Source organism: Citrobacter sp. wls714 (assembly GCF_005281025.1).
GTDB classification, from domain to species: Bacteria; Pseudomonadota; Gammaproteobacteria; order Enterobacterales; family Enterobacteriaceae; genus Citrobacter; species Citrobacter werkmanii.
This window is the reverse complement of sequence record NZ_SZWZ01000031.1, coordinates 94,195-108,671: the sequence shown is the minus strand read 5'-3', so window position 1 is coordinate 108,671 and position 14,477 is coordinate 94,195. Positions and strand designations below refer to the sequence as shown.

Sequence of the window (14,477 nt, the reverse complement as noted above, 5' to 3'; positions counted from 1 at the left end):
TTGAGCATGTCTGAAGAAAAATTAGGTCAACACTATCTCGCCGCTCTGCACCAGGCCTTTCCGGGCGTGGTGCTGGATGAAGCCTGGCAGACTAAAGATCAGCTGACTATCACCGTCAAGGTGAACTACCTGCCGGAAGTGGTTGAGTTCCTGTACTACAAACAGGGCGGCTGGTTGTCCGTGCTGTTTGGTAACGACGAACGTCAGCTGTGCGGCCATTACGCCGTTTATTACGTGATGTCGATGGAGCAGGGCACCAAGTGCTGGATCACCGTCCGCGTTGAAGTGGATGCCAATAAGCTGGAATTCCCATCCGTCACGCCACGCGTTCCGGCTGCCGTCTGGGGCGAGCGTGAAGTGCGCGACATGTACGGTTTGATCCCGGTCGGTTTGCCGGATGAACGTCGTCTGGTGCTGCCGGATGATTGGCCGGACGAGCTGTATCCGCTGCGTAAAGACAGTATGGATTATCGTCAGCGCCCGGCGCCGACTACCGATGCTGAAACCTACGAGTTCATCAACGAACTGGGCGACAAGAAAAATAACGTGGTGCCGATTGGCCCGCTGCACGTGACCTCCGATGAGCCCGGTCACTTCCGTCTGTTTGTTGACGGCGAGAACATCATCGACGCCGACTACCGTCTGTTCTATGTCCACCGCGGCATGGAGAAACTGGCGGAAACCCGTATGGGTTACAACGAAGTGACGTTCCTGTCGGACCGCGTGTGCGGCATCTGCGGTTTTGCCCACAGCACCGCCTATACCACCTCCGTAGAGAATGCGATGGGTATTGTAGTGCCGGAACGCGCACAGATGATCCGCGCCATTCTGCTGGAAGTGGAACGCTTGCACTCGCATCTGCTGAATCTCGGCCTGGCCTGTCACTTCACCGGTTTTGACTCCGGCTTTATGCAGTTCTTCCGCGTGCGTGAAACGTCGATGAAGATGGCGGAGATCCTCACCGGGGCGCGTAAAACTTACGGTATGAACCTGATCGGCGGTATCCGTCGTGACCTGCTGAAAGACGATATGATCCAGACCCGTCAACTGGCGCAGCAGATGCGTCGTGAGGTGCAGGAACTGGTCGATATGCTGCTCAGCACGCCGAACATGGAACAGCGTACCGTGGGTATTGGTCGTTTGGATCCAGAAATCGCTCGCGACTTTAGTAACGTCGGTCCGATGGTTCGCGCCAGCGGTCACGCGCGTGATACCCGTGCCGATCACCCGTTTGTGGGCTATGGCCTGCTGCCGATGGAAGTGCACAGTGAGCAGGGTTGCGATGTTATTTCTCGTCTTAAAGTCCGTATCAATGAAGTCTATACCGCACTGAACATGATCGACTTTGGTCTGGACAACCTGCCGGGCGGCCCGCTGGCGGTGGAAGGCTTTACCTATATTCCTCACCGCTTCGCGCTGGGCTTTGCCGAAGCGCCGCGCGGGGATGACATCCACTGGAGCATGACCGGCGATAACCAGAAACTGTATCGCTGGCGCTGCCGTGCGGCAACCTACGCCAACTGGCCAACGCTACGTTACATGCTGCGTGGCAACACTGTTTCCGATGCTCCGCTGATTATCGGTAGCCTCGATCCTTGCTACTCCTGTACCGACCGTATGACCGTGGTCGATGTGCGTAAGAAGAAGAGCAAAGTCGTGCCGTACAAAGAACTTGAGCGCTACAGCATCGAGCGTAAAAACTCGCCGCTGAAATAAGGAATCGCCATGTTTACCTTTATCAAAAAAGTCATCAAAACCGGGGCGCCGACGTCGTCGTATCCGCTGGAGCCGATTGCGGTCGATAAAAACTTCCGCGGCAAACCAGAGCACAATCCGCAGCAGTGCATTGGCTGCGCGGCCTGCGTTAATGCGTGTCCGTCTAACGCGCTAACGGTCGAAACCGATCTGGCTACCAATGAGCTGGCGTGGCAGTTCAACCTCGGTCGCTGCATCTTCTGCGCCCGCTGCGAAGAAGTTTGCCCGACGGCGGCGATCAAGCTGTCGCAGGAATATGAGCTGGCGGTATGGAAGAAAGAAGATTTCCTGCAGCAGTCTCGCTTTTCGCTGTGTAACTGCCGCGTCTGTAACCGCCCGTTCGCGGTACAAAAAGAGATTGATTACGCCATTGCGCTGCTCAAGCACAACGGTGACAGCCGCGCGGAAAACCACCGTGAAAGCTTTGAGACCTGCCCGGATTGTAAGCGCCAGAAATGTCTGGTGCCGTCTGACCGTATTGAACTGACTCGCCATATGAAAGAGGCCAGCTGATGAGCAATTTATTAGGCCCACGTGACGCCAACGGTATTCCGGTACCGATGACGGTGGATGAATCCATTGCCAGCATGAAAGCATCGCTGCTGAAAAGCATCAAGCGTTCAGCATATGTTTATCGTGTGGACTGCGGCGGCTGCAACGGCTGCGAAATCGAAATTTTCGCCACGCTCTCTCCGCTGTTTGATGCCGAACGCTTTGGTATCAAAGTGGTACCGTCGCCGCGCCATGCGGATATCCTGCTGTTTACCGGCGCGGTAACTCGCGCGATGCGTTCTCCGGCGCTGCGCGCCTGGCAGTCTGCGCCGGATCCGAAAATTTGTATCTCTTACGGCGCCTGTGGCAACAGCGGCGGTATCTTCCACGACTTATACTGCGTATGGGGCGGCACGGATAAAATCGTACCGGTGGACGTGTATATTCCTGGCTGTCCGCCGACGCCTGCGGCAACGCTGTACGGTTTTGCGATGGCGCTGGGTCTGCTGGAACAGAAAATTCATGCGCGTGCGCCAGGTGAACTGGACGAACAGCCCGCTGAAATTCTGCATCCGGACATGGTTCAACCACTGCGTGTGAAGGTGGACCGCGAAGCTCGCCGTCTGGCGGGATACCGCTACGGCCGTCAGATTGCTGATGACTATATGACGCAGTTAGGGCAGGGTGAACATCAGGTGGCGCGCTGGCTGGAAGCGGAAAACGATCCGCGTCTGACCGAAATCGTCACGTATCTTAACCATGTAGTCGAAGAGGCGCGTATCCGATGAGTGAAACGGTGGTGTTCAGTCAACTGAGCCGTAAGTTTATTGATGAGAACGATGCGACGCCCGCAGAGGCGCAGCAGGTTGTCTATTACAGCCTGGCGATTGGTCACCACCTTGGGATCATCGATTGCCTGGAAGCGGCGTTAACCTGTCCGTGGGATGAATATCTGGCATGGATTGCCACGCTTGCCGAAGGAAGCGAAGCCCGCCGGAAAATGGAAGGCGTGCCGAAGTATGGCGAGATCGTCATCGATTTCAACCATGTGCAAATGCTGGCTCGCGCGTTTGATGATGCGCGCGCCGTGCAGACTCCTCAGCAGCAGGAGTGGAGCAAGCTGATGCTCAGCATGCTGCATGATATTCACCAGGAAAGCGCCATCTATCTGATGGTGAGGAGACACCGTGACTGACGTTTTACTTTGTGTCGGCAACAGCATGATGGGCGATGACGGCGCGGGTCCGCTACTGGCGGAAATGTGCGCTGCCAGTCCTCAGGGCAACTGGGTTGTCATCGACGGCGGCAGCGCGCCGGAAAACGATATCGTCGCTATCCGTGAACTGCGCCCGCAGCGTCTGTTGATTGTGGATGCCACCGACATGGGGTTAAACCCTGGTGAAATCCGCATTATCGACCCTGATGATATTGCCGAAATGTTCATGATGACCACCCACAACATGCCGCTGAACTATCTGGTCGATCAGCTAAAAGAGGATGTTGGCGAGGTGATCTTCCTCGGCATTCAGCCGGATATTGTCGGTTTTTATTACCCGATGACGCAGCCAATCAAAGATGCGGTCGAGACAGTCTATCAACGATTAGCCGGGTGGGAAGGCCACGGTGGATTTTCCGGGTTAGAAGCGCCAGAAGACTAACCTTACCAGCGCCGGATGCCCGTGGCATCCGGCCTGTTTTGAGCCTCACACTCTCTGTTCTTCCGTTGCCTGCTCAATAATTAATTTCCCCTGTATCACCGATACATTCACTGCCGTCCCGGTAGGAAATCCCGCTTGTTCCAGCCAGTCGCCGTTCAGCGTTAGCGAGGCATGCCGACTGATACGGAGCGTGAAACCCGTGTTACGATCTTCATGGCGTTTTCTGACATAACCCACTTTCAAACGACGTACGGGTTTGGTGATAGCCACTGCTGTTGTGCCATTTTCATCAGACATGAACGCTTCCTTGTGGTGAACGGATAAGAGCAAAAACTACTGAATAAAATGCCAGTAAAAATGCGCAAGGGCAAACCGGAAACTGGAAGGAAGATTCCACATTTGGAATGCAATTCATGAAATGAAAATAAGCGATTCAGCCGGAGGATTACAGACTCCTCCGGCTGAGCGGTTACGCCAGATCGGCCCCGTTACTGGCTATCACTTTTTTGTACCACCAGAATGATTTTTTGCGGGTGCGAGTCAGCGTGCCGTTACCCGCGTCATCGCGGTCCACATACACAAAACCGTAGCGTTTGCTCATCTCGCCGGTAGAGGCGGAAACCAGATCAATACAGCCCCAGGTGGTGTAACCCATTAGCGGCACACCATCCTCAATGGCATCAGCCATGGCGCGGATGTGTTCGCGTAGATAGCGAATGCGATAGTCGTCATTGATCTCGCCGTTGGCATCGATTTCATCTTTCGCCCCCAGTCCGTTTTCCACCAGAAACAGCGGCTTCTGATAACGGTCATACATCATATTCATGGTGATGCGCAGGCCAAGCGGATCGATACCCCAGCCCCATTCGCTGGCGGCAATGTACGGATTACGCAGTGATTTCACTACGTTGGCAGCGCTGGTATTGCCAGTATTCATGTCAGCGGAGGCGCAGCGTGATGCGTAATAGCTAAACGAGACAAAATCGACGGTGTTCTTCAGGATGTCGTCATCTTCCGCGGCTTTTTCTATCGCCACGCCTTTTTCGCGAAATACCCGGGCGGAGTAGGCGGGATAAGCCCCACGCGCCTGCACATCAATAAAGAACAGGTTTTCGCGGTCTTTTTCCAGCGCGGTCCACACATCTTCTGGTTTACAGGAATAAGGATAAAAATTACCCCCCGCCAGCATGCAGCCGACCCGATTTTGCGGATTTACTTCATGGGCGATTTTCGTCGCCAGGGCACTGGCAACCAGTTCGTGGTGGGCGGACTGATATTTCACCTGATCCTGATTTTCACCTTCTTCAAACACCAGCCCGGCGCCTGAAAAGGGGCTGTGCAGCATGATGTTGATTTCGTTGAAGGTCAGCCAGTACTTCACCAGGCCGTCAAAGGCCTCGAAGCAGGTGCGGGCGTAACGGGTAAAGAACTCCACCATTTTGCGATTCCGCCAGGAGCCGTACTCGGTAACCAGGTGCATGGGCACATCGAAGTGACATAGCGTGACTAACGGCTCAATACCGTATTTTTTACACTCGGCAAAAACGGCCCGGTAAAAGGCGATACCTTCTTCATTCGGCGCCAGTTCGTCGCCGTTAGGGTAGAGACGACTCCAGGCTATTGAGGTGCGAAAAACCGTAAACCCCATTTCCGCCATCAGCGCAATATCTTCTTTATAGCGATGATAAAAGTCGATCGCCTGATGGCTGGGATAAAATTCGTCATCCTGAAGCGTAAAGCGCTTCTCCTGACCCAGCTTAACGGGCATCCGATGTTCGCCGTGGGGGATCATATCGACGGTGGTCAGCCCTTTGCCGCCTTCCCGGTATGCCCCTTCAGACTGGTTGGCGGCCAGCGCGCCGCCCCATAAAAATCCTTGCGGAAAAACAGACATAGTTAACCTCAGTTCATGCCAGTCAAATGCTGGCGATATTGCCCGGTTGTGCGGCCTGATTTTTTCTGGCCTGCGCGGCAGCATCTTCGACAGGAATATCTTCAAAGCCGAGAATCAGTGTTAATACAAAGGAAAGCACGACCGCCAGCGCCATCACGCCAAACACCCAGACAATGGTCATCGGATTAGCCGGATCGAAAAACTGGACGCTGGTGAACAGGCCGGGGGCCGCCATGGAATGACTCGCCAGTCCAGCCATGCCGGCAACGGCGCCGCAGATAAACCCGCTGATTAGGCTCGCAATCAGTGGGCGTTTCAGACGGATCGCCACGCCGTACAGCGCGGGTTCGGAAATGCCAGCCATGATGGCTGACGCGGCGGCCGCTAACGCCGTCTGACGCAGTTCCGGGTTTTTGGTTTTCCATGCCACCGCCAGCGATGAACCACCCAGCGACAGATTGGCGCCGATTTCAGACGGCATCACCATGCCTTCTTTACCGGTTTCGGCAATGGTCTGGATAATGGTGGGCGTAAACACGCGGTGCATACCCGTCATCACCAGCAGCGGCCACAATGCGCCCATAATGGCGACCGACAGCCAGCCGAGATAGCCGTGAATGGTATAGACCAGCGCTGAAATTGCGCTACCGATCCAGATACCAATCGGACCGATTAAAACGATCGCGAGCGGGGCGGCGATCAGCACGATCAGCATCGGTTTGAGGAAGTTTTTGGTCACTGTCGGAGTGATACGATCCACCCAACGTTCGATGTATGACAGACACCAGGTCATGACCAGTGCCGGGATCACTGTGTAGCTATATTTCACCGCCGTCACCGGGATCAGCGCGAACTCAACGTGCTCACCCTGCGCGGCTTTTGCCATCAGATCGATAAAGCTGGGATGGACCAGCACACCCGCAATGGCGATGGCCAGTGACATGTTGGTTTTGAATTTAATGGCTGCCGAAGCGGCGACCATCAGCGGCAGGAAGAAGAATGCGCCGTCGCCGATGACGGTCAAAATGGTGAGGGTGGATGATCCTTTCACCAGTACGCCGGTCATTTCCAGAACCATTGCCAGCAGCTTGAGCATTGATCCACCGATAATTGCCGGGATCAGCGGTGACATCGTGCCGATCAGCGCATCGAGGATCCCCGCGCCAATCCGTTTCAGCGTCAGCCGGGGTTTGGTTTGCGGCTCAGCAGGCTGCATGTTGGCAGGTAGCAGGCTGACAACTTCGCGATACGCCTGCGAAACGGTGTTGCCGATGATCACCTGACACTGATTATCGTTACGTACTACGCCCAGCACGCCAGAAAGTGTTTTCAGTGTCGCGCTATCGACCTGCGCATCATCTTTGATAACGAAACGCAAACGGGTCATACAGTGAGTCACTGCTGTGATGTTGTCGACGCCTCCCAGAGCCGTCACAACGGAGCGCGCCAGCGCTGCATAATTCTTGGACATCGGATTTAATCCTGTTTTATCAGTAGGGTACGTTGTGTTTTTATCCGTTTGCGCAGGTCGCGTTTCTGAGTTGATGAAACTCAAATAGGAAACCGGTTCCACAAAAGAATGTTTAATTTATAATTTTTAAACAAGATTTAATTTTTATTATTTTTATAATTGTGATGATGATCACCAGATGTCAGGCGCCGCGTTTTAGCAGCAAGGACAGCAGCGAAACGGTGCAGTACACTGCGTCACATTAAGAGAAAAGGGATGACTACTATGACTACGATGCTGGAGGTGGCAAAGCGGGCCGGGGTGTCGAAAGCGACGGTTTCCCGGGTGCTTTCCGGGAACGGTTACGTCAGCCAGGAAACCAAAGACCGTGTGTTTCAGGCCATTGAAGAGAGTGGTTACCGCCCTAATTTACTGGCGCGCAGCCTGGCAGCGAAGACCTCGCAAACGCTGGGTCTGGTGGTGACCAACACTCTTTATCATGGCGTCTATTTCAGCGAGCTGCTGTTTCACACCGCGCGGATGGCGGAGGATAAGGGGCGCCAGTTGTTGCTGGCTGATGGTAAGCATAGCGCAGAGGAAGAGCGTCAGGCGATCCAGTACTTACTCGACCTGCGCTGTGACGCGATTATGATTTATCCGCGTTTTCTCAGCGTGGATGAAATAGACGAGATCATTGACGCGCACACCCAGCCGATTATGGTGCTTAACCGACAGCTGCGTAAAAACAGTAGCCACAGCGTCTGGTGCGATCAAAAACAAACCAGCTTTAACGCCGTTGCGCAGTTGATTGCCGCCGGGCACCAGGAGATTGGTTTTATTACCGGCTCGATGGATTCACCTACCGGCGTGGAACGACTCTCAGGCTATAAAGACGCGCTGGCTGCGCATGGCATTCCGCTAAATAATGATTTGATTGTCAAAGGAAAATGGACGCCAGCCTGCGGTGCGGCGGGCGTTGATACCTTGCTTGCACGCAAGGTCAATTTTACCGCGCTGGTGGCCAGTAATGATGATATGGCGATAGGCGCGATGAAGCAGCTGCATGAGCAGGGTATCCGCGTGCCTGCCCAGGTGTCGGTGATTGGTTTCGATGATATCGCCATCGCGCCATACACTATTCCGGCGCTTTCCAGCGTCAAAATTCCGGTGACGGAAATGATCCAGGAAACGATCGGCCGCCTGATATTTATGCTGGGCGATGGAGTATTTACACCGCCAAAAATCTTCATCGGGGAACTCATTCAGCGCGACTCTGTTGCGCCGTATGTTTCGCGCTGACGGCTGTCATTTGTCATCGTCACTAGTGACGATGACACACCATTCTCACATCCATCAAAATAAAAATCCTTTAATAACAGTATATTAAAATTTGGCACGATTCGTGAATGCTTCGGCAGATAATCTGTCATTGCTGGAGAAATTGATGAACCGTTTCATCATTGCAGACGCCAATAAATGCATTGGTTGCCGTACCTGTGAAGTGGCCTGCGTGGTATCCCATCAGGATAACCAGGACTGCGCATCGCTGACCCCTGAAACCTTTTTACCCCGCATTCACGTCATCAAAGGCGTTAACGTCTCCACGGCAACGCTGTGTCGCCAGTGTGAAGACGCGCCGTGCGCTAACGTCTGTCCGAACGGAGCAATCAGCCGTGATAAAGGCTTTGTCCACGTGATGCAGGAACGCTGCATTGGCTGTAAAACCTGCGTGGTGGCGTGTCCTTATGGGGCAATGGAAGTTGTCGTGCGTCCGGTTGTGCGTAACAGCGGCGCGGGCCTGAACGTTCGTGCAGAAAAAGCCGAAGCCAACAAGTGCGACCTGTGCCACCACCGTGAAGCGGGTCCTGCCTGTATGGAAGTCTGCCCGACTCACGCGCTGATTTATGTGGATCGCAATAAGCTTGAGCAACTGAGCGCTGAAAAACGCCGTCGCGCGGCGCTGGATTCCACCGCATCTTTGCTGTTCTGATCGCTAAAAATCCGCGTAAAATACGTGCCTGATGGCGCGCAGCTTTAAGGCCTACACGGGAGTCATGTAGGCCGGATAAGGCGCAGCCGCCATCCGGCAAACCGGGATAGATGACTGCGGGAAGGACATAATGACAATCAACAACCACTCCGGCGTACAGTTGCGTATTCGCGGCAAGGTACAGGGTGTCGGCTTTCGCCCCTTCGTCTGGCAACTGGCGCAGCGCCTGCAACTGCATGGCGACGTGTGCAACGACGGTGACGGTGTGGTGGTGCGCTTACAGGAAGATCCGGCGGAGTTTATTGCGCAATTGCATCAACATTGTCCGCCGCTGGCGCGCATTGATAGCATTGAGAGCGAACCATTCGCCTGGACGCAGCAGCCTGCCGATTTCTCGATTCGCCAAAGTGCAGGCGGTACGATGAATACGCAAATTGTCCCGGACGCCGCGACTTGTCCCGAATGCCTTGTTGAAATGAACACCCCCGGCGAACGTCGTTATCGCTACCCCTTCATCAACTGTACTCATTGTGGTCCACGTTTTACGATTATCCGCGCCATGCCGTACGACCGTCCGTTTACCGTGATGGCGTCCTTCCCTCTCTGTGCGCAATGCGATACAGAGTATCGCGATCCCTACGACCGTCGCTTTCACGCCCAACCTGTTGCCTGCCCGCAATGTGGCCCACATCTTGAGTGGTTAAGCGCGGGTGAGCGAGCGGAAAAAGAAGACGCGCTGCAGGCGGCGGTGGCGTTGCTAAAAGCGGGCGGCATTGTCGCGGTGAAAGGTATTGGCGGTTTTCATCTGGTCTGCGATGCGCGAAATGATGGCGCCGTGGCGCTGCTTCGCTTGCGTAAGCATCGCCCGGCTAAACCGTTGGCGGTGATGTTGCCTGCTGACGACGGATTGCCTGAAGCCGCACGTCGTCTGTTAACCACTCCTGCCGCGCCGATCGTGCTGGTGCAGAAACGCTGTGTAGCGGCACTGAGCGAGGGAATTGCGCCAGGGTTAACGGAAGTTGGCGTCATGTTGCCAGCGAATCCGTTGCAGCATCTCCTGTTACAAGAGATGAATTGCCCGCTGGTAATGACCTCCGGCAACCTCAGCGGCAGGCCGCCAGCCATTACCAACGCGCAGGCGCTGGCAGATTTACGCGAGATTGCCGACGGTTTCCTGCTGCATAACCGCGAAATTGTGCAGCGTATGGATGACTCCGTGGTGCGTGAAAGCGGGGAAATGCTGCGCCGTTCGCGGGGTTACGTGCCGGATGCGATAGCACTGCCGCCGGGATTTCGCGACGTGCCGCCGATGCTGTGTTTAGGCGCGGATCTAAAAAATACCTTCTGTCTGGTGCGCGGCGAACAGGCGGTTATCAGTCAGCATTTGGGCGATCTCAGTGATGACGGCATCCAGCAGCAGTGGCGTGATGCGCTGCACCTGATCCAGAACATTTATGACTTTACGCCACAGCGTATTGTTCATGATGCTCACCCCGGCTATGTTTCCAGCCAGTGGGCCAGTGAGATGAATCTGCCGACCGAAACGGTGCTGCATCACCATGCGCATGCCGCTGCGAGCCTTGCCGAGCACGGTTGGCCGCTGGACGGTGGCGACGTTATCGCTCTGACGGTAGACGGTATCGGCATGGGGGCAAACGGCGCGCTGTGGGGCGGAGAGTGTTTGCGGGTCAACTATCGTGAATGCGAACACCTGGGTGGCTTACCCGCGGTCGCGCTGGCGGGCGGCGATCTGGCGGCAAAGCAGCCGTGGCGTAACCTGCTCGCGCAGTGTCTGCGTTTTGTCCCTGACTGGCAGCGTTACCCGGAAACATCGGCGCTGCAACAGCAAAACTGGAACGTGCTGGCACGCGCCATTGAGCGGGGGATCAATGCCCCGCTGGCGTCATCGTGCGGACGGCTGTTTGATGCCGTTGCCGCCGCGCTCCAGTGCGCTCCGACTTCATTGAGTTATGAAGGCGAGGCCGCCTGCGCGCTGGAGGCGTTGGCCTCGCAATGTGATGGTGTTGAGCATCCGGTAACCATCCCGTTGCAAGGTAATGAACTTGACCTGGCTGTGTTTTGGCAGCAATGGCTGAACTGGCAAGGGGCGCCTGCAGCAAGGTCGTGGGCGTTTCATGATGCGCTGGCGTGTGGGTTTGCCACGCTGATGCGTGAGCAGGCCGAAGCGCGTGGCGTGAAGACGTTAGTATTCAGCGGTGGCGTGATGCATAACCGTTTGTTGTCATCGCGGCTGGCATTTTATCTGGCTGATTTCACCTTACTGTTTCCGCAGCGTTTACCGGCGGGGGATGGGGGATTATCGCTGGGGCAGGGCGTGATTACCGCGGCGCGCTGGTTGGCGCAAAAATAAAAAAAGCCCCGGGACTGGCGGGGCAAGAAAAACATGTCGGGGCATACCGACAAGTGGCAACGCACGTCCATGTGCGTGAGGTTAATAAATCAGTAGCGGCATTGCCGGATAAGGCGCGGCAGCCATCCGGCATCACAAACTTACACGGGCAACGTTTTCAGCAGCGTAAAGGCCTCTTTCATTCGGTCTTCACTGACCACAAACGCACATAGCTGGCCTTCTTCGTTCATTCCTCTGGCCACCATACCTTGCGCTTCAGCGGCAATATGCCAGTTCAGATCACGACGCTGGGTTTCCCCTGCCAGATGTAATGGCAGTTCCGGCGTTTTAACTTTTACCAGCATGGCAGGCAGCTTCAATGGCGCATTGCCGCCGAGCAGGTTTTTCGCCAGATACATGGCGCTCAGTTGAATCGGCTGCAGGAACGGCAGCACCTGACCGTTAATTTCCGCACAGTCGCCGAGCGCATAAATATCCGGGTGGCTGGTTTGCAGATAGCTGTCGACGCAGACGCCACGATTGATGTTCAATCCGGCGCGACGGGCCAGCGCCGTTTCCGGGCGCAGACCGGTGGCGGCGATCACTGCATCGACTTCTACGCTGCGGCTACGATCGAGCGTGGCGCGAATACCCGATTCATTTTTTTCCAGACCCTGAAGCTGGGATTTCAGCAGCAGATGCACACCCATATCGGTCAGACAATGCTGTAAGCGACTGCTGACTTCCGGTGGCATCAGCGAGGCGAGAATGCTGGCGGCGTTGTCGATAAGCGTTACCGCTTTACCGGCACGACAAAAATCCATTGCCAGTTCACTGCCAATTAAGCCACCGCCGACAATGAGTACCCGCTGGGCATCACGCAGTTGCGTTTCACAGGCGCGGTATTCTTGCTGGCTGTTCAGTGTGAGCATTAACTCACGTCCGGTAACTGGAGGCACAAAGGCTGAAGCCCCCGTAGCCAGAACCAGCTTGTCATACTGCCACTGTTGGTCCTGACTTTTCACGATGTGGGCATCGGCGTCGATGTCGGTCACCCAGGTGTATGGGAACAGGCGCAAGTTAAACTGTTCGGCAAACTCCCCCGCCGACTGGCGGGTGAGGTCGTCTGCACGCTGTGCCTGACTGATAACGTGGCTGAGATCGGGCTTGTTGTACTCATCCATGCTGTCAGCGGCAATCAGGGTCAACGGAACAGTTGCATCCTGTTTACGGATATTTTTGACTAACTGGCGGGCGGCGAAGCCCGAACCAATAATGACAATTTCGCGGCTCATTTTGCCTCCGTTGCCAGTACGTCGAAGACGTCTTTACCTAATGAACATTCCGGGCACAGGAAGTTATCCGGTACGTCGCTCCATGGGGTACCTGGCGCGACATCCTGCAACGGTTCACCTTTTGCTGGATCGTAAATCCACTGGCATACGCTGCACTGCATGCTTGGGCCGAGGTCAGCGGCAGCCGTAGACGCAGCGGCACAGGCGCACTCTTCTTCTTTGGTTGCCGCTTTGACGGTCGTTTCCGGCAGCGGAGCAAGCGCCCACTGACGTGCAATTTCACGACCGTGCTGACGACACAGTTCCAGCGCATCCAGATCCGGACGCCATTTCGCCTTCAGGCTAAGCGACATCTCAAAACCTGCATCTTGTAAACGGGTGGACAGGCGGTCAACTGCGCCGCCGCTCCAGCCGTGAGAACCAAAGGCGCTGGCGCGTTTGTTACGAAAACGCAGGCCGGTCATCTCTTCCACCAGTCCGGCGATTTTCGGCATCATCACGTTGTTCATGGTGGAGGTACCGACGAGCACGCCTTTAGAGCGGAAGACGTTGGTCAGGACTTCGTTTTTGTCGCTACGGGCGACGTTAAAGATTTTCACCGCCACGTTCGGGTCAACTTCGTTGATGCCCTGGGCAATGGCGTCCGCCATCATGCGGGTGTTGTTGGACATGGTGTCGTAGAAGATGGTGATGCGGTCTTCCTGATAATCCGCCGCCCATTTCAGGTACAGCTCAACGATCTGCGTTGGGTTTTCGCGCCATACCACACCGTGAGAAGTCGCAATCATATCCACCGGCAGGTTGAAGCCGAGGATTTCAGTGATTTTCGGCGTCACCAGACGGCTGAACGGGGTCAGGATGTTGGCGTAGTAGCGTTGGCATTGTTCGAACAGTTCGGTCTGGTCAACTTCGTCGTTGAACAGGCGTTCGTCGCAGTAATGCTGGCCGAAGGCGTCGTTACTGAACAGTACCGCATCGCCGGTCATGTAGGTCATCATGCTGTCAGGCCAGTGCAGCATTGGCGTTTCAACAAAGATCAGCTGTTTGCCGTTGCCGATGTCCAGAGAATCACCGGTTTTCACCACGTTGAAGTTCCACTCCGGATGATGGTGGTGGCCGGTGATGGAATCAATCGCGTTAGCGGTGCAGTAAATTGGCGTGTCCGGGATGCAGGACATCAGTTCGGTCAGCGCACCGGCGTGATCTTCTTCCGCGTGGTTAATAATGATGTAGTCGATATCCGCGAGGTCAATTTCACTGCGCAGGTTCTGTACGAATTCACGGCTAAACTTGTGGTCTACTGTATCGATCAGCACGTTTTTTTCTTCACGGATGAGATAGCTGTTGTAGCTGCTACCGCGCAGCGTTTTGTATTCAGTGCCGTGGAAATCTCGCACTTCCCAGTCACGTTGGCCAACCCAATGAATGTTATTTTTAACCAGAATAGACATAGCAACCTCAATTAATTCAGCATTTTTCTAAAAAGATATTTTGTTAATTGCAGGTTGCGTGCCAACTTTTTAATTGTTTGATTTTTAATGATTTATTATTTATTGTCTATAAAGTGATAGTCAAAATGACTGTTTATTTCAT

The 14,477-nt window shown here is 54.9% G+C and carries 13 protein-coding genes; 8 read left to right on the top strand and 5 right to left on the bottom strand.

Features of this window, described 5'->3' with window-relative positions; genetic code table 11:
- The first annotated feature begins 6 nt into the window (after window positions 1-6).
- From hycE to hycI, 5 genes are read left to right on the top strand one after another with little or no spacing between them, the layout of a single operon-like run.
- Window positions 7-1,716, top strand: a complete 1,710-nt coding sequence (hycE, locus tag FDX11_RS07465; RefSeq protein WP_006687169.1) for a formate hydrogenlyase subunit HycE — start codon at window positions 7-9, stop codon at window positions 1,714-1,716.
- A 9-nt stretch (window positions 1,717-1,725) separates the two neighbouring features.
- The gene (hycF, locus tag FDX11_RS07460; protein ID WP_061382331.1) at window positions 1,726-2,268 is read left to right on the top strand and encodes a formate hydrogenlyase subunit HycF; all 543 of its coding nucleotides are present in this window, start codon (window positions 1,726-1,728) and stop codon (window positions 2,266-2,268) included.
- Complete coding sequence (gene hycG / locus FDX11_RS07455; protein WP_079226087.1) at window positions 2,268-3,035, top strand: formate hydrogenlyase subunit HycG; 768 nt, start codon at window positions 2,268-2,270, stop codon at window positions 3,033-3,035. Before hycF ends, hycG begins: the two co-directional genes overlap by 1 nt.
- Entirely contained in the window at window positions 3,032-3,442 is a 411-nt protein-coding gene (locus FDX11_RS07450) for a formate hydrogenlyase maturation HycH family protein (RefSeq protein ID WP_003037385.1), read from the top strand. The genes hycG and FDX11_RS07450 overlap by 4 nt, the downstream gene beginning before the upstream one ends.
- A complete protein-coding gene (gene hycI / locus FDX11_RS07445; RefSeq protein WP_079226088.1) occupies window positions 3,435-3,905 on the top strand; it encodes a hydrogenase maturation peptidase HycI in 471 nt (156 codons plus the stop codon). The genes FDX11_RS07450 and hycI overlap by 8 nt, the downstream gene beginning before the upstream one ends.
- A 45-nt stretch (window positions 3,906-3,950) precedes the next feature.
- Here hycI and FDX11_RS07440 read toward each other — a convergent pair whose 3' ends face one another.
- The 3 genes from FDX11_RS07440 to ascF all read right to left on the bottom strand — a co-directional run bounded on the left by FDX11_RS07440 (window position 3,951) and on the right by ascF (window position 7,270).
- Window positions 3,951-4,202, bottom strand: a complete 252-nt coding sequence (locus tag FDX11_RS07440) for a SymE family type I addiction module toxin (RefSeq protein WP_137397697.1) — start codon at window positions 4,200-4,202, stop codon at window positions 3,951-3,953.
- Window positions 4,203-4,374: 172 nt separating this feature from the next.
- A complete protein-coding gene (locus FDX11_RS07435) occupies window positions 4,375-5,799 on the bottom strand; it encodes a 6-phospho-beta-glucosidase (RefSeq protein WP_137397696.1) in 1,425 nt (474 codons plus the stop codon).
- A 22-nt stretch (window positions 5,800-5,821) separates the two neighbouring features.
- A complete protein-coding gene (gene ascF, locus FDX11_RS07430) occupies window positions 5,822-7,270 on the bottom strand; it encodes a PTS cellobiose/arbutin/salicin transporter subunit IIBC (RefSeq protein ID WP_137397695.1) in 1,449 nt (482 codons plus the stop codon).
- 264 nt (window positions 7,271-7,534) lie between these two features.
- Here ascF and FDX11_RS07425 point away from each other — a divergent pair, with 264 nt between their 5' ends.
- From FDX11_RS07425 to hypF, 3 genes are all read left to right on the top strand, one after another.
- A complete protein-coding gene (locus tag FDX11_RS07425; RefSeq protein WP_079226091.1) occupies window positions 7,535-8,548 on the top strand; it encodes a LacI family DNA-binding transcriptional regulator in 1,014 nt (337 codons plus the stop codon).
- A 145-nt stretch (window positions 8,549-8,693) separates the two neighbouring features.
- On the top strand, window positions 8,694-9,239 hold the full coding sequence (hydN, locus tag FDX11_RS07420; RefSeq protein ID WP_003037366.1) for an electron transport protein HydN: 546 nt from the start codon (window positions 8,694-8,696) through the stop codon (window positions 9,237-9,239).
- A 130-nt stretch (window positions 9,240-9,369) separates the two neighbouring features.
- Window positions 9,370-11,610: a carbamoyltransferase HypF gene (gene hypF, locus FDX11_RS07415; protein WP_137397694.1), complete on the top strand. Its 2,241-nt coding sequence runs from the start codon at window positions 9,370-9,372 to the stop codon at window positions 11,608-11,610.
- 140 nt (window positions 11,611-11,750) lie between these two features.
- On the opposite strand, the gene norW is transcribed toward hypF, so the two are convergent.
- On the bottom strand, window positions 11,751-12,884 hold the full coding sequence (gene norW / locus FDX11_RS07410) for an NADH:flavorubredoxin reductase NorW (RefSeq protein ID WP_137397693.1): 1,134 nt from the start codon (window positions 12,882-12,884) through the stop codon (window positions 11,751-11,753).
- Window positions 12,881-14,335 carry an anaerobic nitric oxide reductase flavorubredoxin gene (norV, locus tag FDX11_RS07405; RefSeq protein WP_061382324.1) on the bottom strand — a complete coding sequence of 485 codons (1,455 nt, stop codon included), beginning with the start codon at window positions 14,333-14,335 and terminating at the stop codon, window positions 12,881-12,883. The genes norW and norV overlap by 4 nt, the downstream gene beginning before the upstream one ends.
- Window positions 14,336-14,477 lie beyond the last annotated feature (142 nt).